This is a genomic window from Terrabacter sp. Ter38 (assembly GCF_024519435.1).
In the GTDB taxonomy this organism is placed as follows: domain Bacteria; phylum Actinomycetota; class Actinomycetes; order Actinomycetales; family Dermatophilaceae; genus Terrabacter.
Genome location: NZ_JALJRZ010000001.1, coordinates 943,240 through 967,420, shown reverse-complemented (window position 1 = coordinate 967,420; position 24,181 = coordinate 943,240). Strand labels below are relative to the sequence as shown.

The 24,181-nt window shown below is 72.8% G+C and carries 19 protein-coding genes; 13 read left to right on the top strand and 6 right to left on the bottom strand.

Going from position 1 to position 24,181, the window contains the following annotated elements:
• Nucleotides 1-8: 8 nt before the first annotated feature.
• The 6 genes from NR112_RS04440 to NR112_RS04415 all read left to right on the top strand — a co-directional run bounded on the left by NR112_RS04440 (nucleotide 9) and on the right by NR112_RS04415 (nucleotide 6,524).
• On the top strand, nucleotides 9-1,784 hold the full coding sequence (locus NR112_RS04440) for a class I adenylate-forming enzyme family protein (protein WP_256792750.1): 1,776 nt from the start codon (nucleotides 9-11) through the stop codon (nucleotides 1,782-1,784).
• A complete protein-coding gene (locus tag NR112_RS04435; RefSeq protein WP_256792749.1) occupies nucleotides 1,781-2,719 on the top strand; it encodes a nitronate monooxygenase in 939 nt (312 codons plus the stop codon). Before NR112_RS04440 ends, NR112_RS04435 begins: the two co-directional genes overlap by 4 nt.
• A gap of 55 nt (nucleotides 2,720-2,774) precedes the next feature.
• Nucleotides 2,775-3,659, top strand: coding sequence for a PD-(D/E)XK nuclease family protein (locus NR112_RS04430; protein ID WP_256792748.1), 885 nt, complete (start codon nucleotides 2,775-2,777; stop codon nucleotides 3,657-3,659).
• Entirely contained in the window at nucleotides 3,652-4,341 is a 690-nt protein-coding gene (locus NR112_RS04425) for a maleylpyruvate isomerase N-terminal domain-containing protein (protein ID WP_256792747.1), read from the top strand. The genes NR112_RS04430 and NR112_RS04425 overlap by 8 nt, the downstream gene beginning before the upstream one ends.
• 239 nt (nucleotides 4,342-4,580) lie before the next feature.
• Nucleotides 4,581-5,375, top strand: a complete 795-nt coding sequence (locus NR112_RS04420; protein WP_256792746.1) for a ParA family protein — start codon at nucleotides 4,581-4,583, stop codon at nucleotides 5,373-5,375.
• A 102-nt stretch (nucleotides 5,376-5,477) separates the two neighbouring features.
• Entirely contained in the window at nucleotides 5,478-6,524 is a 1,047-nt protein-coding gene (locus NR112_RS04415) for an NAD(P)-dependent alcohol dehydrogenase (RefSeq protein WP_256792745.1), read from the top strand.
• Nucleotides 6,525-6,631: 107 nt separating this feature from the next.
• Here NR112_RS04415 and NR112_RS04410 read toward each other — a convergent pair whose 3' ends face one another.
• Nucleotides 6,632-7,198, bottom strand: coding sequence for a pyridoxamine 5'-phosphate oxidase family protein (locus NR112_RS04410; protein WP_256792744.1), 567 nt, complete (start codon nucleotides 7,196-7,198; stop codon nucleotides 6,632-6,634).
• A 206-nt stretch (nucleotides 7,199-7,404) separates the two neighbouring features.
• Nucleotides 7,405-9,279, bottom strand: coding sequence for a DEAD/DEAH box helicase (locus tag NR112_RS04405; RefSeq protein WP_256792743.1), 1,875 nt, complete (start codon nucleotides 9,277-9,279; stop codon nucleotides 7,405-7,407).
• A 250-nt stretch (nucleotides 9,280-9,529) separates the two neighbouring features.
• Here NR112_RS04405 and NR112_RS04400 point away from each other — a divergent pair, with 250 nt between their 5' ends.
• Nucleotides 9,530-10,258, top strand: coding sequence for a ferritin-like fold-containing protein (locus NR112_RS04400; RefSeq protein WP_256792742.1), 729 nt, complete (start codon nucleotides 9,530-9,532; stop codon nucleotides 10,256-10,258).
• Nucleotides 10,259-10,399: 141 nt separating this feature from the next.
• On the opposite strand, the gene NR112_RS04395 is transcribed toward NR112_RS04400, so the two are convergent.
• From NR112_RS04395 to NR112_RS04380, 4 genes are all read right to left on the bottom strand, one after another.
• The gene (locus NR112_RS04395; RefSeq protein WP_020143074.1) at nucleotides 10,400-10,663 is read right to left on the bottom strand and encodes a GlsB/YeaQ/YmgE family stress response membrane protein; all 264 of its coding nucleotides are present in this window, start codon (nucleotides 10,661-10,663) and stop codon (nucleotides 10,400-10,402) included.
• A 193-nt stretch (nucleotides 10,664-10,856) separates the two neighbouring features.
• Nucleotides 10,857-11,129 carry a GlsB/YeaQ/YmgE family stress response membrane protein gene (locus NR112_RS04390; protein ID WP_256792741.1) on the bottom strand — a complete coding sequence of 91 codons (273 nt, stop codon included), beginning with the start codon at nucleotides 11,127-11,129 and terminating at the stop codon, nucleotides 10,857-10,859.
• A 286-nt stretch (nucleotides 11,130-11,415) separates the two neighbouring features.
• Nucleotides 11,416-11,637, bottom strand: a complete 222-nt coding sequence (locus NR112_RS04385) for a DUF3107 domain-containing protein (RefSeq protein ID WP_026864027.1) — start codon at nucleotides 11,635-11,637, stop codon at nucleotides 11,416-11,418.
• A gap of 56 nt (nucleotides 11,638-11,693) precedes the next feature.
• The gene (locus NR112_RS04380; protein WP_256792740.1) at nucleotides 11,694-12,386 is read right to left on the bottom strand and encodes a TetR/AcrR family transcriptional regulator; all 693 of its coding nucleotides are present in this window, start codon (nucleotides 12,384-12,386) and stop codon (nucleotides 11,694-11,696) included.
• 101 nt (nucleotides 12,387-12,487) lie between these two features.
• Between NR112_RS04380 and moeB the strand changes: the two genes are divergently transcribed.
• The 6 genes from moeB to NR112_RS04350 all read left to right on the top strand — a co-directional run bounded on the left by moeB (nucleotide 12,488) and on the right by NR112_RS04350 (nucleotide 24,159).
• Nucleotides 12,488-13,666, top strand: coding sequence for a molybdopterin-synthase adenylyltransferase MoeB (gene moeB / locus NR112_RS04375; RefSeq protein ID WP_256792739.1), 1,179 nt, complete (start codon nucleotides 12,488-12,490; stop codon nucleotides 13,664-13,666).
• A gap of 10 nt (nucleotides 13,667-13,676) precedes the next feature.
• On the top strand, nucleotides 13,677-14,429 hold the full coding sequence (locus NR112_RS04370; protein ID WP_256792738.1) for an MGMT family protein: 753 nt from the start codon (nucleotides 13,677-13,679) through the stop codon (nucleotides 14,427-14,429).
• A gap of 101 nt (nucleotides 14,430-14,530) precedes the next feature.
• A complete protein-coding gene (locus NR112_RS04365) occupies nucleotides 14,531-14,962 on the top strand; it encodes a Fur family transcriptional regulator (protein ID WP_256792737.1) in 432 nt (143 codons plus the stop codon).
• 72 nt (nucleotides 14,963-15,034) lie between these two features.
• Nucleotides 15,035-17,218: a catalase/peroxidase HPI gene (gene katG / locus NR112_RS04360; RefSeq protein ID WP_256792856.1), complete on the top strand. Its 2,184-nt coding sequence runs from the start codon at nucleotides 15,035-15,037 to the stop codon at nucleotides 17,216-17,218.
• A gap of 216 nt (nucleotides 17,219-17,434) precedes the next feature.
• The gene (locus NR112_RS04355) at nucleotides 17,435-20,671 is read left to right on the top strand and encodes an ATP-dependent DNA helicase (RefSeq protein WP_256792736.1); all 3,237 of its coding nucleotides are present in this window, start codon (nucleotides 17,435-17,437) and stop codon (nucleotides 20,669-20,671) included.
• Complete coding sequence (locus tag NR112_RS04350) at nucleotides 20,668-24,159, top strand: UvrD-helicase domain-containing protein (RefSeq protein ID WP_256792735.1); 3,492 nt, start codon at nucleotides 20,668-20,670, stop codon at nucleotides 24,157-24,159. The genes NR112_RS04355 and NR112_RS04350 overlap by 4 nt, the downstream gene beginning before the upstream one ends.
• Nucleotides 24,160-24,181 lie beyond the last annotated feature (22 nt).

Here is a 24,181-nt window from a genome sequence, read left to right as displayed (position 1 = left end):
GCCGAGCCATGGCGAACGCACGGGGACTGCACGCGCCGGAGAAGGTCGCTGACTACCGGGCCAGGGGCTGGTGGGGCGAGGACACCCTTGACGGGCTCTTCGCCGACCGGGTGCGCGCCCGCGGTGACGCCCTCGCCGTCGTCGACCCCGCCAACCGCGAGTCGCTGCTGGGCTCGACGCCGCGACGGCTGACGTGGCGCGAGCTCGACGACGAGGTCACGGCCCTCGCGGCGCGGCTGCTGTCGCTCGGGCTCGTCCGAGGTGACGTGGTCGGGGTCCAGCTCGCCAATTCCGTCGAGCTCGTCGAGGTCTACCTCGCGGCCTGGCGCCTCGGCGTCGTGGTGTCGCCGATGCCCGTGCAGCTGCGCGAGCGCGAGGTGGCCGCCATGTGCGCGAGGGCCGGCGTGACGGCCTACATCGGCAGCGCCCGGTTCGGCGACCGGGCCCTCGCCGTGGACGCGGCCACGGCGCTCGGGCTGGTGGAGTCGGTGCGGGCCGTCATCGCGTACGGCCCCCAGGAGGAGACGGCCGACGTGCCCATCGGCGTCCGCGTGTGGCACCCCGGTCCCGCGACGGACGAGGACCGCGAGGCCGTCGAGGCACGCGCCGCCGCCGACCCCAACGAGGCCAACGACGCTGTGACGATCTGCTGGACGTCGGGCACCGAGAGCGCGCCCAAGGGCGTGCCGCGCTGCCACATGGACTGGCTCGCCGTCGGCGTCGCGACCACCGAGGCGCCGCAGGTGACGGTCGACGACGTGCTGCTCAACCCCTTCCCCATGATCAACATGGCCGGCATCAGCGGGATGTTCCTGCCGTGGCTGCTCACCGGTTGCGTCCTCGTGCAGCACCACCCCTTCGACCTGCCGACGTTCCTCGGTCAGGTCGCCGTCGAGCGCGCCACCTACACGTGCGCCCCTCCCGCGCTGCTGTGGATGCTGCTCGGCAACGAGGCGCTCATGGCGACGGTCGACATCAGCAGCCTGACCCGCATCGGCTCCGGCTCGGCGCCGCTGCAGCCGGCGATGGTGCGCGGCTGGCAGGAACGGCACGGCATCAGTGTCATCAACTTCTTCGGGTCCAACGAGGGGATCGGCCTGCTCTCGAGCCCCGTCGACTTCCCCGACCCCGACGATCGCGCGCAGTTCTTCCCGCGGTTCGGAGCGCCGGGAGTCACGTGGTCGACCCGGGCCGGCGAGTGGACCGACACCAGGCTCGTCGACATCGTGACGGGCGAGGACGTCACCGAGCCCGGCCACCCCGGGGAGCTGCACATCAGCGGTCCGAGCGTCTTTGCCGGCTACCTCCACGGCGAGGACCTGCCGAGCCCCTTCGACGACAGGGGCTACCTGCGCACCGGGGACCTCTTCGAGATCGCCGGGGAACGCGGGCAGTTCCTCCGCTACCTCGACCGGGCCCGCGACCAGGTGATCCGTGGCGGCATGAACATCGCCCCGGCCGAGCTCGAGGGCCTCATCGCCGACCACCCGGCCGTCGCCGACGTCGCCGTCATCGGCGACCCGGACGAGCGGCTGGGCGAGCGCGTCGCGGCCGTCGTCGTGCTGCGACCCGGGGAGTCGCTGACACTCGAGTCGCTCGTGGCCTGGCTGCGCGAGCGGAGCATCGCCTCGTTCAAGCTGCCCGAGCGGCTCGAGGTGCGCGAGGAGCTGCCCCGCAACCCCGTCGGCAAGGTGCTCAAGCGGCTGCTGCGGCAACCGGATGCGCCCGCGGTCCGCGAGCTCCCCGGCGGTGGCGCAGCAGGGATTCCGGGGGCGACCGGGTGACGCCGCAGGAGCTGCTCGCGGCGCTGCGGCTACCCGTGGTGGCGGCGCCGATGTTCCTCGTCTCGGGGCCCGAGCTCGTCGTCGCCGCGGCCCGCGCGGGGATCCTCGGTGCGTTCCCGACGCAGAACTGCCGCACGCCCGAACAGCTCGACGAGTGGCTCGCGGCCATCGCGTCGGGCGCGGGCGACGCTCCGTGGGCGGTCAACCTCGTCACGCACCGGAGCAACACGCGTCTGGCCGACGACCTCGCCCTCGTCGCGGAGCACCGGCCGCCCGTCGTCATCACCGCCCTCGGCTCGCCGCGTCCCGTCATCGACACGGTCAAGGCCTACGGCGGGCTCGTCGTGGCCGACGTCATCGACCTCGTCCTCGCCCGCAAGGCGATCGCGGCGGGCGTCGACGGCCTCGCCTGCATCAGCGCGGGGGCCGGGGGACACACCGGGCACCTGTCGCCCTTCGCCTTCGTGTCCGCAGTGCGTGACCTCTTCGACGGTCTCGTCACCGTGGGCGGGGGCATCGCGGACGGCGCCGGCGTCGCGGGCGCCGTGGCCGGCGGCGCCGACCTCGTCTACATGGGCACCCGCTTCCTCGCGACGACGGAGAGCCGAGCCGCCGACGACTACAAGCTGATGGTCGTCGCGCACGGCCCCGACGACCTCGTCGTCAGCGACGGCATCACGGGAGCCGACGCGTCCTGGCTCCGGCCGAGCCTTCAGGCTCACGGGCTCGACCCCGACCACCTCGTGCACGACGGGGTTCGCAGCTACGACGCGGCCGAGTCACCGGCGAAGAAGTGGTCGCAGCTGTGGTCGGCCGGGCAGGGGCTCCAGAGCATCCGGTCGGTGAACCCGGTCGCCGACGTCGTCGACGACCTCGAGCGCGAGTTCCGGGCCGCCGCGGCACGCCTCGACCGCGTCGCCGCCAGCGCCCACTGACCGGGGCTGGGGATGTCGTCGGCTGGATGTCGCGGGCGGGTCGTAGGGTGTCGGCGTGACGACGGGACCGGCTGAGCAGACGACCTTCGCGGGCATGCCCACGCCGCTCTACACCGGCTCGCCGTCGCGGCTGCTCGCCTGGCTCGACTGCCCGCGGCGCTACCGCATGCAGTACCTCGACCGACCACGCCCGCAGGCGCGCCCCCAGCGCGCCCACACCTCGGTCGGCATCGCGACCCACAACGCGCTTCGCGACTTCTGGGACCTCCCGGTGGGCCAGCGGACGCCGGCCGGCGTCGCGGAGCTCGTCCGCTCGTCGTGGATCGACGTCGGCTTCCGTGACCCCGAGCAGTCCGCCGGGTGGCGGCTTCGGGTCCGCGACGCCGTCACCGACTACCTCCGTTCCAGCGACCGCGACAACCAGCCCGTCGGCATCGAGCGCAGCGTCTCGCTCAAGACCGACGAGGTCGCCATCACCGGCCGCATCGACCGCCTCGACGACCGCGAGGGCGAGCTCGTCGTCGTCGACTACAAGACGGGCCGCCAGGTCCCCACCGACGACGACGCGCGCACCTCGCTGCCCCTCGCGTTGTATGCCGTCGCGGCCTCCCGGATGTTCCGCCGGCCGTGCCACCGGGTCGAGCTGCACCACGTGCCCTCCGGCACGATCGCCGCGCACGAGCACACCGACGAGTCCCTCGCGCGCAAGATCGCCGAGGCCGAGTCGATCGCCTCCGACCTGCGCCGGGCCGACGCCGAGTTCAAGGAGCTCGGCGTCGAGTCGACGAGGTTCGCGCCCCGCACCTCCGCGATCTGCTCGTGGTGCGACTTCCGCGCGCACTGCCCCGAGGGCCAGCAGATGGGCCCCGAGAAGTCCGACTGGGCCGGCCTCGAGCCTGCCGGCTACGAGACGACCCCACCGGAGCGCGACGGTGCCTGAGCCCACCACTGAGCCCACCACTGAGCCCACCACCCGGTCCGCACCCGAGCGCGACCTGAGGCCGGCGTTCCTCGCGGCCACCGACCACGTCATCGCCATCCTGTCCCGGGACGACGTCGCCGCCGCCTGGCACCGGCCGAGCGCGCTGCCCGAGTGGAGCGTCGGCGGACTCGTCGCCCACCTGGCGAGCCAGCCCATCACGGCCCTGACCCTGCTGCGGGCCGACCCCGTGACCGACGCCATCGCGCTCGACGAGCACTACGCGCGGTCGGCATGGGTGTCTGGCGGCCTCGACGACGACGTCAACGTCGCCATCCGGTCCGGGAGCGACGAGCAGGCCGGGGACGGCCGCGACGTCGTCCTCAGGCGGGTCGTCGCGGCGCGGGACGAGCTGCCTGCCGTGCTCGCCGACCAGGACGCCGGCCGAGCCGTCCTCATCCCGTGGACGGGCTGGGCGCTGCGCCGCGACGACTTCCTCACCGGCCGGATGATGGAGGTCGTCGTCCACGGTGAGGACGTCGCCGCGAGCGTCGGCTTCACCGCCCCGACGCTGCCCGACGAGGTGCTCGCGCCCGTCGTGGCCCTGCTGACCCGACTGGCCGCGCGCCGGCACGGTCAGGGAGCCCTGGTGTCGGCCCTGTCACGCTCCGAGCGCGCCCCACGAACGATCTCGGCCTTCTGACCTCGTCGCAGGGGAGCTCCGACCGGCGATGCCGGCGTCAGCGCCTACCGACGCCGTGGTCGTTTCCGTCGTGCCATGCCAGACCTGTCGTCGATCCGCAGGGCCTATGCACCTCGAGGGCTGACGGGGGTCCTGAAGGCCACCCCCGGTGAACGGTGACGAGGTGGACGTCCGCGACCTGCGGAGCACGACGGACGTCCTGTTCATCCCGGGCCCCCGCGCCTGACACACTGTCGGGCATGGGGACCCGCAGCCGCATCAGCGACGTGAAGAGAGCACCGACCGTCGTGGCCCTGGCCAACCAGAAGGGCGGCGTCGCCAAGACGACGTCGGTCGCGAGCATCGGCGCCGCGCTCGCCGAGCTCGGGCAGCGCGTCCTCCTCGTCGACCTCGACCCGCAGGCCTGCCTCACCTTCTCGCTGGGCGTCGACCCCGACACGGTCGAGCGATCGATCCACGACGTCCTCACCGGCTCCGCCGAGCTCGGTGACGTCGTCGTCACGTGCGAGGAGGGCATCGACCTCGTGCCATCGACGATCGACCTCGCCGGCGCCGAGGCCATGCTGCTCCCGCGACCCGGTCGCGAGTACGTCCTGCGCTCGGCCCTCGAAGGCGCCGACACGGCATACGACGTCGTGCTGCTCGACTGCTCGCCGAGCCTCGGGGTGCTGACGCTCAACGCGCTCACGGCCGCCGACGCCCTCATCATCCCGATGCCGTGCGAGATGCTCAGCCACCGCGGCGTCGGACAGCTGCTCGACACCGTCGCCGACGTCCAGAAGATCCTCAACCGCGACCTCGAGGTGTGGGGCATCCTGCCGACCCTCTTCGACGGTCGCAGCAACCACGCGCGCGAGGTGCTCGCCGACGTGGGGGAGCGCTACGACCTGCCCGTCCTCGAGCCGCCGATCCCCAAGACCGTGCGCTTCGCGGAGGCGCCCGCCGTCGGCCGCTCCATTCTCACGACGGCCCGCACGTCCAAGGGCGCGCAGGCCTACCGCGACGTCGCCGCCTCCCTGCTCGCGAGGCTGTGACGCACGTCCCGGACGTTCGACGGGACCCGCCGACGGGGAATGAACCGTGGTGAGGGCGCGCTGCACCTGAGGCGTCGCCACCCACCACGAAGGAGAATCCCCTTGATTTCCACCCCCGCACTGGTCGCACCGAGCGCCGGAGCCGCCTTCGAGGCCAGGACCGTCGAGCACCGCGACCTGCGAGACGACGACGTCCTCATCGACATCAAGTTCGCGGGCATCTGCCACAGCGACATCCACCAGGTCCGCGAGGAGTGGGGCAGCGCGACCTTCCCCATGGTCCCCGGCCACGAGATCGCCGGTGTCGTGTCCGCCGTCGGTGACGGTGTCACGAAGTACCAGGTCGGCGACCGCGTCGGTGTCGGCTGCATGGTCGACTCGTGCGGCGAGTGCGAGTTCTGCAAGGACGGCGAGGAGCAGTTCTGCTCCAAGGGCGCGGTCATGACCTACAACGGCACGGGCTACGACGGCGAGCCGACCAAGGGTGGATACGCCCAGCAGGTCGTCGTCTCCGAGCGCTTCGCCGTCGGCATCCCCGACGGCATCGAGCTCGACGTCGCCGCCCCGCTGCTCTGTGCCGGGATCACCGTGTGGTCCCCGCTCAAGCGCTGGGGCGCCGGCCCCGGCAAGAAGGTCGCCGTCATCGGGCTCGGCGGCCTGGGCCACATGGCCGTCAAGCTCGCCGCCGCCATGGGCGCCGAGGTCAGCGTGCTCAGCCGCACCGACGCCAAGAAGGGCGACGGCGAGGCGCTCGGCGCGACGCACTACGTCGCGACCGGCGACGAGGGTGTCCTCAAGGGCCTCAAGGGGACCTTCGACATCATCATCAACACGGTGAGCGCCGACCTGCCGATGCAGACCTACATCGGCCTGCTGCGCCCGCTCGGTGTCATCGCCAACGTCGGGCTGCCCACGGGCAACTACGACTTCGCCCCGGGTGCCGTCGTCGGCGGCAGCCGCGTCGTGGCCGGCTCGAACATCGGCGGCATCCCCGCGACCGCCGAGATGCTGGCCTTCTGTGCGGAGCACGGCATCGGCGCGTCGGTCGAGACGATCTCGGCCGACGAGGTCGACGCGGCCTACGACCGCGTCGTGGCCGGCGACGTGCGCTACCGCTTCGTCATCGACACCGCGACGATCAACGCCTGAGGCCCGACGACCCGGCGTCCTCGCAACACACCGAGCACGTCACAACACCCCGGGATCCGATCCCGGGGTGTTGTGACCTTCACGGTGTGTTGCCGTCAGGGGCTGGGTCAGGCCGAGGCGGGGTCGCCGGCCGGGCCGAGGGCGGGGAGGCCGTCGATGGACGCCGCGTTCTTCGTCGCGCGGTAGGTCGCCAGACCCTCGTCACCCCGGTTGCCCGCCCACCGGGTCAGCAGGTCCCGATCGCTCTCGTGACTCATGAACGGGACAGCATAGCCGCACGAGTCGGAGACGCGCTCGACGTCGATGACGACGACGCCCCGTGCACCGGGGTGTTCAGCGAAGAGCCCACGGTACGAGTCGAACTCGCTCTCGCCCAGCGTCACGTAGCGACCGGTCCCGTGCAGCCGCACGATGTTCGGCGGCCCCTCGAACGCGCAGAACATGACGGTGATGCGACCGTTCTCGCGCAGGTGTGCCACGGTCTCGGAGCCGCTTCCCGTGAGGTCGAGGTAGGCGACCTCGTGCTCGCCGAGCACCGCGAAGGTGCCGGCGAGGCCCTTGGGGGAGAGGTTGACGTGCCCGTCGGAGGCGAGCGGGGCCGTCGCGACGAAGAAGAGGTGCTGCGCCTCGATGAAGGCGCGCAGGCGCTCGTCGATGCGATCGTGCAGCTTCATGGGTGGCCTCCTCGGTACGGGCGTCTCGCACCAGCGTAGGAGCCGCGCACGAGGCTGACTCGCACTGACCGCAGCGTGGACCCGACCGGGCGCCCCGGCGGCCTCGGGGTGCACGAAGGCCCGAGCGGGACACCGACTGGTGTCGGCCGCCCGGGCCTCTCACGTGCTGGGTGCGACGTCAGCCGATGCGGCTCGACGCCGCGGCGTCACTCTGCAGCGGCCGTCGCGGGCGCAGACTCGCCGCGACCGCCACCACTGCGTCCGGCACCGCCACGACGGCGACGGCGCGGCGGACGCGAGCCACCCTCGGCGGCCTCGGACCCGCCGTCGGGACCGTTGCCGGCAGGAGCCGACGACTGGGAGCCATCGGCCTCGCCTGCGGCACCGGCGGCCGCAGCGCCGGCACCACGGGTACGGCGGCGGTTGCGGCTGCGACGGGGGCGGCTCTCGCCACCCTCGGCAGCCGGCGTCTCACCGGCGTCGGAGGGGCCGGACGAGTCGGACGACGCGTTGACCTCCGCGTCGCCGCGGCTGCGGTCGGAGCGCGAGCGCCCGCGGTCGCCTCCACGGTCACCTCGGTCACTGCGCTCAGTTCGGTCACGGTCGCCGCGACCCGCTCCGGCGCCCGCGCCGGACTTGCCGTGGCGCTTGCCCGTCTCGCCGAGGTCCTCGATCTCCTCGGCACCGAGGCCCGCGAGCGTCTGCTGCGAGCGACGCAGGCGGCCCTTGGCGTCGGTGGGGATGTCGAGGTCGCTGTAGAGGTGGTCGGAGCTGGAGTAGGTCTCCTGCGGCTCGGGGATGCCGAGGTCGAGCGTCTTGTTGATGAGCGCCCAGCGGTGCAGGTCGTCCCAGTCGACGAAGGTCACCGCGACACCGGTGTTGCCGGCGCGGGCCGTGCGGCCGATGCGGTGCAGGTAGGTCTTCTCGTCCTCGGGGCACTGGTAGTTGATGACGTGCGTGACGTTCTCGACGTCGATGCCTCGGGCCGCGACGTCGGTGGCGACGAGGATGTCGACCTTGCCGTTGCGGAAGGCGCGCAGCGCCTGCTCGCGAGCACCCTGACCGAGGTCGCCGTGGATCGCGGCAGCCGCGAAGCCACGCTCGACGAGCTCGTCGGACACCTTGGCGGCGGTGCGCTTGGTGCGGCTGAAGATGATCGTCAGGCCGCGGCCGTTGGCCTGGAGCATGCGCGAGAGCATCTCGACCTTGTCCATGGCGTGCGCCCGGTAGACGAACTGCTCGACGGCCTTGACCGTGTGGGCGTTCTCGTTCTCGTCGCCCATGGCGCGGATGTGCGTCGGCTGGGACATGTAGCGGCGGGCGAGGGCCACGATGGCCCCCGGCATCGTCGCGGAGAAGAGCATCGTCTGGCGCGAGGCCGGCGTCAGCGACATGAGGGTCTCGACGTCCGGCAGGAAGCCGAGGTCGAGCATCTCGTCGGCCTCGTCGAGCACGACGGTGCGCGCCTGCGACAGGTCGAGGTGGCCCTGCTTGGCCAGGTCGATGAGTCGGCCGGGCGTGCCGACGACGACTTCGACGCCCTTCTTGAGGGCCTCGATCTGCGGCTCGTAGGCGCGGCCGCCGTAGACGGTGAGGACGCGGACGCCGCGCTTGCGACCGGCCCGCTCGAGGTCGCTCGCCACCTGGACCGCGAGCTCGCGCGTCGGGGCGACGGCAAGGGCCTGCGGCTTGCCCGGACGGGCCTGCTCGTCGAAGCCGGCGTCGCCGGGGGCGAGGACGCGGTTGAGGATCGGCACGCCGAACCCGAGGGTCTTGCCGGTGCCGGTCTTGGCCTGGCCGATGATGTCGTGGCCACCGAGGGCGACCGGAAGGGTCATCGCCTGGATGGGGAAGGGGTGGACGATCCCGTGCTCGGCGAGCGAGGCGACGATGTCGGGGTGGACGTCGAAGTCGGCGAAGGTCAGCTCGGGGGCGACCGGCTCCTCGGCCGCGGGGGTGAGCGGCTCGGCCGTCTCGGTGGGGGCCTCGGGAGCCGTGTCCGCGACCGTCTCGGCGACGGTGGGCTCGGGCGCGTCCGTGGCGACCCCCGCGTCGGCGGGGGTCTCGTGGGGCTGGGTCATGGGCATCTCTCGATCGGCACGAGCACCCCGACGGTGCGGGAGCTCAGTGGCGCGTGACGGGCCGATCGGAGACTGTCAGGGACGGTGGGTGGCTCTCGCACTGCATGGACGCGGTGCGGGCTCCACCGGTGCGCGGGGACTCCGCGAGCACCATCTGGGCAAACCATCGGGCCGACCGGGCACCGAGTTGTCAAGCCCAGTCTACCGGCATGCGGGCAGAACGCCCGAACTCCTTCACTAGATTGGGCGCATGAGCGACGACGCGACGCCCGGCCTCCACGTCGACACAGACGGTGCGAGCCTCGAGGAGAGCATCGACGAGCCGGGCTACCTCGCTGCTGTCACGGACCTGCTCGGGGCGCTCGCGTACGGCGAGCTGCGTGCCTTCAGCCAGCTGGCCAAGGACGCCGAGCTCGCGCCCACGCTGCGTCACAAGTCGGCGCTCGCCGTCCTCGCCGCCCACGAGCTGAAGAACTACTCCGTGCTCACCGAGCGCCTCCAGTCCCTCGGCGTCGAGCCGGAGTCGGCCATGGAGCCCTTCGTGGCGGCCGTCGACGCCTTCCACGAGCGCACGGCCGCCTCCGACTTCCTCGAGGGACTCGTCAAGGCCTACGTCGGCGAGGGCATCGCCCAGGACTTCTACCGCGAGATCTCGCGGTACGTCGACGAGGACACCCGCTCGCTCGTCGTCAGCGTCCTCGAGGACACCGGTCAGGCCGACTTCGCGGTCACCGTCGTGCGCGAGGCCATCGCCGCCGACCCGCGACTCGCCGGCCGGCTCGCGCTCTGGGGCCGTCGCCTCGTCGGGGAAGCCATCACCCAGGCCCAGCGCGTCGGCGTCGAGCGCGACGCCCTCGCAAGCATCCTCGTGGGGGCCCCGGGGCGAGCCGGGGCGGACCTCGCCGAGCTCGGCCGGATGTTCGCCCGCCTCACCGACGAGCACTCCCGCCGGATGGAGCGTCTCGGCTTGTCGGCGTGAGGGGGCGTATGCCGCCCTGCCGGCCATCCGACGAAGGCCGCAGTGCCCGCGACCGGTCGACACGGCATACGCCATGCGCCGGGCCCACATGCCGAAAGGGCCCGACCGCGCGCGGTCGGGCCCTTTCGGTCGTGCGGTCGGTCAGACCGACTTGTGGCTCATGCGCCCGTAGAGAACGATGATGATCGCCGCCACGATGGCGCCGAGGATCAGCGGGATCCACGCGATGCCCGAGTTGTTGGAGTAGCCGAGCTGACGCACGACGAACGTCACGATGACGTTGGCGACGATGCCGATGAGGATCGTCACGACGAGCGAGATGTTCTGCTTGCCGGGGAGGATGAGGCGGCCGAGTGCACCGATGATGGCACCGACGATGATGGCCCCGATGATTGTTCCGATCATGTGACGCTCCTTCTGGCCGCCGCGGGGGCGGCCGCTTGGTCCGCGAGGGGTGCGGACAACACATGCGACGAGATCAATGTCCCATCGCGTGGGGCTGGTGTGGTGGATGTGGCGTCTGCCAATTCCAGGAGGATTCGCGCGCGAAGGGGACGAAGGGGACAGGCGACCCGGGTCGGGAGCCCGTCGGAAAGCGTCAGCGCGTCTGGCGGTTGCCGGTGATCATGCCGTAGCCGACGATGAGTGCGGCTGCGACGACGACGCCGATGAGGCCGGAGATCCAGTCGATCCCCTTGGTGTCGCTGACACCGGTGGCCTTGTAGTAGATGAACGCGCCGATCAGGGAGCCGATGGCACCGAGGATGACGGTGAGCAGGACACTCATGTCCTGCTTCCCGGGGAGCACCAGTCGGGCGAGCGGTCCCACGATCGCACCCGCGACGAGGGCGGCAAGGATGGTTCCGATCATGTCTACGCTTCCTCCTTCGAGCCCGCAGGGCGGGCGGCGACGACCCGGCGATCCGGGCTCGTTCCTCCACCTTGTACCCGCATGATCGCTCCGGGCCACACCCCGATGGAGGTCGTGTCGGGACGCGGGCCCGCCGGGCATGACGAAGGCCGCCGGCCGTGGTGGTCGGCGGCCCTCGTCGTGCCCGGCAGCCCGTCTCGGGCGGTGGCGTCCGGCAGGTCACACGGCGGTCGCCGTGGCGGTACCGGGACTGTCGGCGGGTCGTCCCCCGGCGTGGTCAGTGAGTTCAGTGAGCGCCGAAGCCGACGCCCGACTTGCGCTCGGCACCTGTCGTCACGTAACCGATCGAGGCGGACGGGACCATGATGCGACCGCCCTTGTCGTCGGTCAGCTCGAGGGCCTCGGAGCCGAGCGACGCCTTGACGGCGGCGAAGATCTCGTCGCTGCTCTGGGTCGTCTCGAAGGTGATCTCGCGTGCCACGTTCTGCACGCCGATGCGGACCTCCACGTCAAACCTGCTTTCTCAGTGCTGGTGGACGCGGTCGACCGCGTCCTGTCGTCACCTTAACGAGCCGGCGTGCCGACCGATTCCCTGGCCGCGCCGCCGGGCCTGTCGCTCTCGTCGCCGCGGCCCTCGCCCCGTCCGACGACCGGGAACGCACCGAAGCCGCGGCGGATCAGCGCGGCGGTGAGGCGGACGGCCGTCTCCTTGGAGAGTGTCGCCTCGTGGGTCAGCCAGTGACGGGCCGACGTCTGCGCCAGGCCGACGAAGGCCACGCCGACGAGGACGGCCTCATCCTGGTCCATCGAGGTCTCGCTGCGGATGATCTCGGCCATCGCCTGGGCGCACGTGAGGTCGATCTGGTCGAGGCGCCGGCGCACCTCGGGCTCGTTGGCGAGGTCGGACTCGAAGATGAGTCGGAACGCCGCGCCCTCCTGCCCGACGAAGTCGAAGTAGGCGCGCGTCATGGTGTTGATGCGGGCCTTGTTGTCCGAGAGGGCCAGGGCGTCGCGGACGAGCTGCTCGAGCTCGCCCGTGTGCTGGTCGATGAGCGCGAGGTAGAGCTCGAGCTTGCCGGGGAAGTGCTGGTAGAGCACCGGCTTGGACACCCCGGCCCGCGCGGCGATGTCGTCCATCGCGGCAGCGTGGTAGCCGTTCTCGACGAAGACGCCGAGCGCGGCGTCGAGCAGCTGGGCGCGCCGCTCCGATCGGGGCAGCCGCTGGCCGCGGCCCGGCGGGGTGGTCTCGTCTGCCATGCGGATCCTCTTCGCTGTGGGCGCGTCGCTCGTCGGTCCTCGGCGTCCGCCCCCGCAGACGACCGTGTCCGTCCCACCATACCGAGCAGTACGGTGAGGGCATGTCGACGGATCCGCTGGTCAAGACGGGTCGGGCGCTCAGCAAGGCCGAGACGACGAGGTACGCCCGCCACGTGCTGCTGCCCGACGTGGGCCGCGACGGGCAGGAGCGCCTTGCCGCCGCCCGGGTGCTCGTCGTCGGTGCCGGTGGCCTCGGGTCGCCCGCGCTGCTCTACCTGGCCGCGGCAGGGGTCGGCACCATCGGGGTCGTCGACGCCGACGTCGTGGACCTCACCAACCTGCACCGTCAGGTCATCCACTCCGACGCCGACATCGGCCGACTCAAGACCGAGTCCGCGGAGGCGGCCGTCCACCGCGTCAACCCGCACGTCGAGGTGGTCCGGCACGACGTCGCGCTCGACTCGGCCAATGCGCTGGGGATCATCGGCGACTACGACCTCGTCGTCGACGGCACCGACAACTTCCCGACCCGCTACCTCGTCAACGACGCCTGCGTCATGCTCGGCAAGCCGCACGTGTGGGGCTCGATCCTCCGCTTCGATGGCCAGGTCTCGGTGTGGTGGGCCGGTCAGGGGCCGTGCTACCGGTGCGTCTTCCCCGAGCCGCCGCCGCCGGGCTCGGTGCCGAGCTGCGCCGAGGGCGGCGTGCTCGGGGTCCTGTGCGCCGCCATCGGGTCGATCCAGTCGACCGAGGCGATCAAGCTCCTGCTCGGCATCGGCGAGCCGCTCGTCGGCCGGCTCGTGGTCCACGACGCGCTGCGCCAGACCTGGGACACCCTGACGGTCCGGGCCGACCCCGGGTGCCCGGTCTGCGGCGACGAGCCGACCGTCACCGAGCTCATCGACTACGTCGAGTTCTGCGGCGTGCCGGGAGCGGCCGCCCACGACGAGGGCGACCTGCCGACGGTCACCGTCCACGACATGGTGGGCGAGCTCGCCGCCGCTGATCCGCCTCTGCTCGTCGACGTCCGCGGCGACGAGGAGCGGGCCATCGCCTCGATCCCCGGCGCCATCGCGATTCACCTCGACCGCTTCCGCTCCGGGGAGGCGTTCGACGAGCTGCCCACGGACAGAAGGGTGCTCATCCACTGCAAGGTGGGTGGCCGCTCGGCCGAGGCGACGCGGCTCGCCCTCCGCGCGGGGCTCACGGACGTCGCGAACGTCGAGGGCGGCATACTCGCCTACCTCCGGGAGATCGACCCGAGCCAACCCGAGTACTGAGAGGACGCCCGTGCCGCTGGAGGACCACGCCGAGCGCGTGCTCGACCTCGTCGCGACCATCCCCGAGGGGCGGGTGCTCGCCTACGGCGACATCGCCAAGCGACTCGGTGGCATGGGTCCGCGCACGGTGGGCACCGTGATGAGCCGCTACGGGTCCGACCTGCCGTGGTGGCGGGTCATCCGGTCCGACGGTCGGCCGCCGCAGGGCCTCGAGGACGAGGCCCTCGAGCACTGGCGGGCCGAGGGGACGCCCATGGTGGGCGGGCTCGTCGAGGGTGGCCGCGCCGACATGGGACGGGCACGCTGGGACTTCGGTGCGGCGCCGGCAGCGTCCGGTGCAGCCGGGGGAGCGGGGGGAGCGGGGGGAGCGGGACCGCGCGGCGGCTTGCACCACGTCGAGATCTGGGTCGACGACATCGCCGCGGCCACGCGCGAGTGGGGCTGGCTGCTGGGGCGGCTGGGCTACCACCTCGGTGACGACTGGGGGCACGGCCAGGCGTGGGAGCTCGGCTCCCTCTACGTCGTCGTCGAGGCCGGCCCCGACGTCGTCTCCGGACGCCATGAGCGCACCCGTGCGGGCCTGAACCACCTTGCCTTCCATGGCGGTTCGCGCGCCGAGGTCGACGCGCTCGTCGACGCCTGCGGCGAGGGCGGCTGGACGCTGATGTTCGCAGACACACACCCACATGCCGGTGGCCCGCAGCACTATGCCGCCTACCTCGAGAGCGGCGAGGGCTTCGAGGTCGAGGTCGTCGCAGGCTGAACCGGTGCGGCATGACGATCGCCGACCCGGGCCTGGCCCCACCGTCCCTCCGGCACGGACAAAGACTTGATTTGTTCCAGAAAGGGCGGAAGACTCGGGACATGACCGGAACCGACGTCGAGGTGCAGCTGCGCGAGGCGGGTCTTCGGGTGACGCGCCAGCGCGTCGCCGTCCTCTCGGTCCTGCACGACCACCCGCACACCGACACCGACACGGTCATCCGCCGAGTCCGCGAGGTCGCCGGCGACGTGTCGCACCAAGCCGTCTACGACGTCCTGCGCGCCCTCACCGACACCGGTCTCGTGCGCCGCATCCAGCCGACGGGCTCCGTCGCCCGCTACGAGGTGCGCGTGGGCGACAACCACCACCATGTCGTGTGCCGTTCGTGCGGTGCCATCGGCGACGTCGACTGCGCGGTCGGCCACGCCCCCTGCCTCACGGCATCCGACCCCCACGGATTCGTCATCGACGAGGCCGAGGTGACGTACTGGGGCATCTGTCCTGCGTGCGCCGCCGAGGCCGCCGCCTCCTGAAGTTGCCCACCCCAGAAAGAGAAGGACGTCCTCGTGTCTGAGCTCCACCAGCCCAACGCCGAAGTCGGCGAGATGAACGAGCCGGAGGCCAGCAAGTGCCCCGTGGCCCACGACCGGTCGACCCGCCCCGCCGGCACGAGCAACGAGGACTGGTGGCCCAACCGCCTCGACCTCAAGATCCTCGCCAAGAACCCCACGGTGGCCAACCCCAACGGGGCCGACTTCGACTACGCCGCGGCCTTCAACAGCCTCGACCTCGCCGCCGTCAAGGCAGACATCGCCGCCGTGCTCACCGACTCGCAGGACTGGTGGCCCGCCGACTTCGGCCACTACGGCCCCTTCATGATCCGCATGGCGTGGCACAGCGCGGGCACCTACCGCGTGCAGGACGGTCGCGGCGGCGCCGGCGCCGGCCAGCAGCGCTTCGCCCCGCTCAACTCCTGGCCCGACAACGGCAACCTCGACAAGGCCCGCCGCCTGCTCTGGCCGGTCAAGAAGAAGTACGGCCAGAAGCTCTCGTGGGCCGACCTCATCGTCCTCACCGGCAACGTCGCCCTCGAGTCGATGGGCTTTGCGACGTTCGGCTTCGGCGGCGGACGCGAGGACGTCTGGGAGCCGGACGCCGACGTCTACTGGGGCTCGGAGGCCGAGTGGCTCGGCGACGAGCGCTACACCGGCGACCGTGACCTCGAGAACCCCCTCGCCGCCGTCCAGATGGGTCTCATCTACGTCAACCCCGAGGGTCCCAGCGGCAACCCCGACCCGCTGCAGTCGGCGCGCGACATCCGCGAGACCTTCGGCCGCATGGCGATGAACGACGAGGAGACCGTCGCCCTCATCGCCGGTGGCCACACGTTCGGCAAGACGCACGGCGCCGCCGACCCGCTGAAGTACGTCGGCACCGAGCCCGAGGGCGCCCCGCTCGAGGAGCAGGGGCTCGGCTGGAAGCAGTCCTACGGCACCGGCAAGCTCCAGGACGCCATCACCTCCGGCCTCGAGGTCACGTGGACGCCCACGCCGACGCAGTGGGACAACACCTTCTTCGACATGCTCTTCGGTCACGAGTGGGAGCTCTCCGAGAGCCCCGCGGGCGCGGCCCAGTGGGTCGCCAAGGACGCCGAGGCGATCATCCCGGCGCCCGACGAGGGCGGCGCCAAGAGACTGCCCACGATGCTGACGACCGACCTGGCGCTCCGGGTCGACCCGGCATACGAGCAGATCTCCCGCCGCTTCCACGAGAACCCGGCCGAGTTCGCCGACGCCTTCGCCCGCGCGTGGTTCAAGCTGACCCACCGCGACATGGGGCCGGTCGAGCGCTACCTCGGCCCCGAGGTGCCGCAGGAGGAGCTGCTCTGGCAGGACCCGCTGCCCGCCGCCACCGGACAGACGATCGGTGCCGACGACGTCGCGACCCTCAAGCAGGCCATCGCCGACTCCGACCTCACCGTCACCCAGCTCGTCAAGGCCGCGTGGGCGTCCGCGTCGACGTTCCGCAGCAGCGACAAGCGCGGCGGTGCCAACGGCGCCCGCGTCCGCCTCGAGCCGCAGAGCGGCTGGGACGTCAACGACCCCGCCGAGCTCGCCACCGTCCTGCGGGCCCTCGAGGGCATCCGGGCCGACTTCAACGGCCGCGGCGGCGCCACGGTCTCGCTCGCCGACCTCATCGTCCTCGGCGGCAACGTCGCGGTCGAGCAGGCCGCTGCAGCAGGCGGCGTGACCGTCGAGGTGCCTTTCCGCGCCGGCCGCGTCGACGCCACGCAGGAGCAGACCGACGTCGAGTCGTTCGGCTATCTCGAGCCGAAGCACGACGGCTTCCGCAACTACATCGGCAAGCCGGGCCGCGTGCCCGCCGAGTACCTCCTCGTCGACCGGGCCAACCTGCTCGGCCTCTCGGCCCCGCAGATGACGGTCCTCGTCGGGGGCCTGCGCGTCCTCGGTGCCAACACCGGTGGCTCGACGACCGGTGTCCTCACCGACCGCGTCGGCACGCTGACGAACGACTTCTTCGTCAACCTGCTCGAGCTCGGCACGACGTGGACCGCGGCCGACGAGGGCGGAGACACGTTCACCGCGACGAACGCCGCCGGGCAGCAGACGTGGACCGGCAGCCGGGTCGACCTCCTCTTCGGCTCCAACTCCGAGCTGCGTGCCCTCGCCGAAGTCTACGCGAGCGACGACGCCGCCGAGAAGTTCGTCCACGACTTCGTCGCCGCGTGGTCGCAGGTCATGGAGGCCGACCGCTTCGACGTCAAGTGAGGGACTGACGCACTGCGCGGGGCCCGGGACGGCGTATGCCGTCCCGGGCCCTTCGCGTGCCCGCTCACGCCGCGGGCGGCTGGTCCCGGTCGGGTCACCGAGGGCCCGGGTCCTCGCCGGTGGACGACTGGGCGTGTCCGCTGCGGCGGGGCGGGGCGGACGGCATTCGCCCTCGGGTCGTGCGCGGGTGTCGGTCGGGCGTGATGGAATCCTCCGGTGGTCATCCTCCGTCGAGCTCCCGCTCTCGTCCCGGCGCAGGTGCGGCTCGGCGAGCGGCAGCAGGCCGCGCTCGACTCCTCGGCCCGGGTGCTGCGTGTCCTCGGCGGGCCGGGCACCGGCAAGTCGACCCTCGCGGTCGAGCTCGTCGTCGACGCCGTGCGCCGGCAGGGCCTGCGGGCCGACTCGTGCCTCGTGCTCACCTCGAGCCGGAGCGCGGCCGGCGAGCTGCGCCAGCAGGTCACGGCGCGGCTCGGCGGCACGTCCACCGAGTCGCTCGCGCGGACGTGGCAGGCCTTCGGCTTCGGAGTGCTCCGGGCCGAGGCGGCGCTGCGCGGCGACCCATCGCCTCGGCTGCTCAACGGCCCCGAGCAGGACGTCATCCTGCGCGACCTGCTCGCCGGGCACGCCTCGGGAGAGGTGCGCGGGCCGGTGTGGCCCGAGCAGCTGCGCGAGGCGCTGACGACCCGCGGCTTCCGCAACGAGCTGCGCGACCTGCTCATGCGCTCGGTCGAGCTGGGGCAGGGCCCCGACGGTCTCGCTCGCCTCGCCGACGAGCACGAGCGGCCCGAGTGGGCTGCCGCGGCGCACGTGCTGCGCGAGTACGACCAGGTCACCTCGTTCAGCCGGCACGGCTCCTACGACCCCGCCTGGGTGCTCACCGCGGTGGCCGAGCTGCTCGACGACGACCCGTCGGCACTCGACCGGCTCCACGAGCGCATCCGCCTCGTCGTCGTCGACGAGGCCCAGGAGCTGACGTCGGCAGCGGCGCGGCTGCTGCGCGTCGTCGCCCGTGCGGGTGGCCCTCGGGTCGTCCTCCTCGGCGACCCCGACGTCGCCGTCCAGACCTTCCGCGGCGCCGACCCGCGCTTCCTCGCCGATGGCTGGAGCGACCTCGCGGGGAGTGGCCGCGACCCCCGCTTCGTCGGCGGGCTCTTCGATCTCATCGACGACGCCGGTGAGGGTCTCAGTGAGACCGTCGTGCTCGATCGGTCCCACCGGCTCGGCACGGACATGATGGGGGTGGCCGACCGCGTCTCGCGGCGCATCGGGGCGCTCGGCGGCGGCGAGCAACGCCGGATGACGTCCGCGACCGGAGACCCGTCGCGCGGCACCGTCGAGGTCGCCCTGCTGCGCTCCGCCGCGCAGGAGACGGCTCACGTCGCGGCGCTGCTGCGCCGGGCGCACCTCGTCGAGGGCGTGCCCTGGACCGACATGGCCGTCATCGTGCGCGGATCGGGCCGCGCCGACGCGATGCGTCGCCTGCTCGGGCAGGCCGGGGTGCCGGTCCAGGCCGGCAGCGCCGAGACTCCGGTCCGCGACGAGAGCGCGGTGCGCCCGCTGCTGCACCTGCTCGACGAGAGCATCGCCATCGCCCGCGCCGAGCACCGCGGCGACACCCACGTCATCGACGCCGTGCGGGCCGCCGACCTCGTGCTGTCCCCCGTCGGCGGGAGCGACACCGTCGGGCTGCGGCGCCTGCGATGGCTGCTGCGACAGGACGAGCTCGCCTCCGGCGGTGGGCGGTCCAGCGACGAGCTGCTCGCCGAGCTGCTCCAGTCGCAGCCCCGCGCCCGGATGCTGGGGTCGACAGCGCGGGCCGCCGAACGCATCGCGACGGCGCTCGCCGCCGGTGCCGCGGCGGCGCGCGTCGCCGACGACGGCCGGTGGGCGCGCGGGGTCACGGCCGAGTCCGTGCTGTGGGCCATCTGGCAGGGCGCGGGGGTTGCCGACGGGTGGCGGCGGCAGGCGCTCTCCGGAGGCACGTCGGGCGAGCGGGCCGACCGCGATCTCGACGCCGTGCTCGCGCTCTTCGACGCGGCGGGCGCCTTCGTCGACCGGCTGCCGACCGCCGGCCCCGACAAGTTCCTCGAGCACATCCAGGGCCAGGACGTCCCCGGCGACACCCTGCTCGTCGGCGGTCAGTCCGGTGGCCGGGTCGCGCTGCTGACGCCGCAGACCGCCGCGGGCCGGGAGTGGCGCATCGTCGTCGTCGCGGGCGTGCAGGAGGGCGTGTGGCCCGACCTGCGCCTGCGCGGCTCGGTCCTCGGGTCCGAGGACCTCGTCGACGTCGTCGCCCAGCGGCCGCTCGGCTTCCGCGCCGCCCAGGCCGCGGTGCGCTACGACGAGACGCGCCTCTTCCTCGTCGCCGTCACCCGCGCCACCGAGCGGCTGGTGGTCACTGCCGTCGGCAACGAGGACGAGCAGCCGTCGGTCTACCTCGACCTCGTCGACCCGCCTGCCACGACGCGTCTGGCCGACGAGGTGCGCCCGCACTCCGAGGTGGCGCGCACCATGACCCTGCCGGGGCTCGTCGGAGAGCTGAGGCGCGAGGCCGTCAGCCCCGACCCCGGCGTCGCCGAGCCGGCCCTCAACCTGCTCGCCGCCGCGGCGCGCGAGGGCGTGCGCGGGGCCGACCCGACCTCGTGGTGGGCGCTCCGGTCGGTCACGAGCGAGCGTCCCGTGCGCCGACCCGACGAGCCCGTGCCCGTGTCGCCGTCGAAGGTCACCTACTTCGCCGAGTGCGGGCTGCGCTGGTTCCTCACGTCGGTCGGTGGCGAGGGCGTCTCCCTCGGCGCAGCCTCCGTCGGCACCTTCGTCCACGACATCGTCGCCGAGCTGCCCGACGCGCCGCTCGAGGAGCTGAAGCACGAGGTCGACGCACGGTGGGGACGCCTCGGGCTCAAGCCCGGCTGGGTCACCGACCGCACCCACCAGGAGGCGCACGACATGGTGGCGCGGTTCGTGGCCTACCGGTCCGCCGCCGAGCGCGACTGGGAGCGCGTCGGGATCGAGTCCGACTTCCGGGTCGAGGTGGGGCGCGCCGTCGTGGCCGGGCGCGTCGACCGCATCGAGCGCGACGCCGAGGGCCGCCTGCGCATCGTCGACCTCAAGACCGGCAAGTCCAAGCCGACCAAGGCCGAGCTGGCCCACCACGGCCAGCTCGGGGCCTACCAGGTGGCCGTCGAGGAAGGTGGGTTCCCCGCGCTCGGAGACCGCAGTGCCGGGGCGGCGCTCGCCTTCATCGGCAAGGGAGGGCTCTCCGGACTCAAGCCGAGCGTGCTGCCACAGCCGCCCCTCGCGAGCAGCGACGACCCGACGTGGGCACGGACGCTCGTTCAGGAGACGGCCGAGGGGATGGGGGCGGCCGAGTTCCGGGCTGCGCAGGGCAAGGCCTGCGAGACGTGCCCGGTGCGGTCGTCGTGCCCCGTCCAGCCCGAGGGAGACGCCCTGTGACGACGACCGAGGCACGCCCGGAGACGACGATGCGCCACAGCGCTCTCGACATCGCCGCGGCGCTCGAGATGCCGCCGCCCACCCCCGAGCAGGCCGCCGTCATCGAGGCGGGCGCCCGCCCCCTGCTCGTCGTCGCCGGTGCAGGCTCGGGCAAGACCGAGACGATGGCGGCCCGGGTCGTCTGGCTCGTCGCCAACGGCCTCGTCGACCCCGACCAGGTGCTGGGCCTCACCTTCACCCGCAAGGCTGCGGCCGAGCTCTCCCAGCGCATCGCCAAGCGCCTGCGTGGTCTCGAGCGGGCCGGCATCTGGACGCCGCCCGCCGACGACGGCACGGGTGCCGAGGTGCTCGGCGGCACGCCCACCGTCTCCACCTACCACGCGTATGCCGGCCGGCTCGTCCGCGAGCACGCCCTCCGGGTGGGCATCGAGCCGGAGTTCCGCATCCTCACCGAGGCCGGGGCGTGGCAGCTCGCGGCCGAGGCGGTGTCACGCTGGGACGGGCCGATGGACGACGTCGTCAAGAGCGAGGCGACGGTCATCCAGGCCGTCATGGCGCTCGCGGGCGAGATGGCAGAGCACGTGCGCACGCCCGCCGAGGTGATGGACCACCTCGACGCCGTGCTCACGCGCCTCGACGCCCTGCCCGACGGTGAGGGCCGGGGGTCGCTCACCGCCGCGCGAGACGCGATCGCCGTCCTGCGCGAGCGCCGCACGGTGCTGCCGATCGTCGAGGCCTTCCTCGCCCTCAAGCGCGAGCGCGAGTCCCTCGACTTCGCCGACCAGATGGCCATCGCGGCCCGGCTCACCCGGTCGGTGCCGGCTGTCGGTGAGATCGAGCGCGAGCGGTTCCGGGCCGTGCTGCTCGACGAGTTCCAAGACACGTCGGAGGCGCAGCTCGAGCTGCTGCGTTCGCTCTTCCACCACCCCGGGGTGGCGCTCACCGCCGTCGGCGACCCCAACCAGTCGATCTACGGCTGGCGCGGCGCGAGCGCGACCACGCTGCTGCGCTTCCCGTCCGAGTTCGGCGGCGACGAGGGCCCCGCTGACGTCCTGCCGCTGTCGACCAGCTGGCGCAACGACTCGGTCATCCTCGACGCGGCCAACGCCGTCGCCGCGCCGCTCGCGACGGAGCACGTGCGGCCGCTGCGACCGCGGCCCGGCGCGGGGGTCGGGACGATCGAGGTGGCTCGACTCGAGACCGCCGAGGAGGAGGCCGACCACCTCGCCGCCTGGATCGCCGCGCACTGGTTCAGCCCGAGCGGCCGGCGCACCGGCCGCAGCGCCGCCGTGCTGTGCCGGCGGCGCTCGACCTTCCCCGTCGTCCTCGAGGCGCTTCGCCGCCGCCAGCTGCCCGTCGAGGTCGTCGGCCTCGGTGGCCTGCTCGTCACGCCCGAGGTCAGCGACCTCGTCGCCGCCCTGTGGGTGGTGCAGGATCCCAGCCGCGGAGACCAGCTGATGCGCCTGCTGACCGGGCCAGTCGTGCGCCTCGGCGCGGCCGACCTGGCCGGGCTGTGGGCGTGGGCGCGTGAGCTGCACCAGCGGACGCCGCGAGCCGGGACCCCCACGTCGACCGCACCCGACCGGGCGGGGGCCGGCGCAACCGTCGCGCCGGGGAGGCCGGGGTCGGGGACCTCCGGAGGCGAGCCACCCACGGGTGACGCCGCTCCTGCGGACGACGGCGTGACGGAGGCGGCGAGTGCCGATGAGGCCGAGGCGTCAGCCGACGACCGCCGAGGCTCGGACCTCGCGGCCGACAGCGCAGACACCGCCACGCTCGTCGAGGCCCTCGACGACCTGCCTCGCCCCGGCTGGACCGGGCGCGACGGCGCCCGCATCGGCGACGAGGCGCTGGCCCGGCTGCACGACCTGGGCGACGTCGTGCGGCGGCTGCGTCGGCTCACGGCCCTGCCCCTCGTCGACCTCGTCGCCGAGGCCGAGGTCGCCATCGGGCTCGACATCGAGGTGCTCTCACGTCCCGAGCACACGGCCTCGACCGCACGCGTGCACCTCGACGCCTTCGCCGACGTCGCGGCGCGCTACGCCACGACCGCCGACCGGCCGACCCTGTCCGGCTTCCTCAGCTGGCTCGACGCCGCCCGCGACCAGGAGCGCGGCCTCGACGCCGTCCACACCGAGTCCGACGCCGACGCCGTCCAGGTCCTGACCGTGCACGCGGCCAAGGGCCTCGAGTGGGACGTCGTCGCGGTCCCGACGCTCGTCGAGGGTGTCTTCCCGGCGCACGGCGCGACCGCGGTGGCGCCCGTCGCCCACAGCGAGCCCACGGCATTCGCCTGCTCGGGGGACGTCAAGGACAAGGGCTGGCTCATCGGGCTCGACTCGCTGCCCTACGACCTGCGCGGTGACCGTGCCGGCCTGCCGCACCTCGACTGGCGCGGCGTGCCCGACCGCAAGGCGCTGAGCGCCGCCATCGACGCGTTCGTCCTCGACGGCGGACGGCATGCAGTGGCCGAGGAGCGGCGTCTCGCGTACGTCGCGCTGACCCGTGCGCGCGCCTCGATGCTCCTGACGACCCATCTCTGGGGTGCGGCGAAGAAGACGCTGTCGGTGCCGTCGCGCTTCCTGACCGAGGTCGAGGAGACCCTGCCAGGGTCCGTCGTGCGCACCGCCTGGGCGCCGGACCCCGAGCCGGTCCTCGACGACAAGGGCCAGGCGTCGGCACCGACCAACCCGCACCTGGCCGTCCCGATCTCACAGCTGTGGCCGCACGACCCGATGGGGCAGAGGCGCGCCGGCCTGCTCGACGCGCACCGACGGATCGCCACCCTCGTCGACGCGGGTCCCACTGTGCCGCAAGGCGATCCGCGCGTCGACGACCTCCGCATCCTGCTCGCCGAGCAGGCGGCCCGACGGTCTCGTGATGAGTCCGTCGTCGACGTCCCGCGCCACCTGTCGGCCTCCGCGGTCGTCTCGCTGGCCCGGGACGCAGAGGCGTTCGCCATGTCCTTGCGGCGCCCCATGCCGAGCCCGCCGGCCGTCGCCGCGCGGCAGGGCACAGCCTTCCACGCGTGGATCGAGGAGCACTACTCGCGCGCCGCGTTCGTCGACCTGCTCGACCTACCCGGCAGCGCCGACGAAGGGGCGGCCGACGACGGCGACCTGGACGCCATGAAGGAGCGCTTCCTCGCCAGCGAGTGGGCCGACCGCATCCCCGAGGAGATCGAGCTGTCGATCGAGACGGTCATCGACGGGATCGCCGTCCGCGGTCGGGTCGACGCCGTCTTCCCCCGCGACGACGGCGGTTGGACGGTCGTCGACTGGAAGACGGGTGCCAGGCCGACCGGGCGCGACGCGACGGTGCGTGCCCTCCAGCTCGGGGCGTATGCCGTCGCCTTCGCCCGGCTGCGCGGTGTCGACCCCTCGCTCGTCGACGCGGCGTTCTACTACGCGGGAGAGGGCGTCACGGTGCGTCCCGACCTCCCGGGCGAGGCCGCCCTCGTCGACCTGCTCCGCACCCTCCCCGAGTAACCCGCTCGGGTGAGCGTCCCGT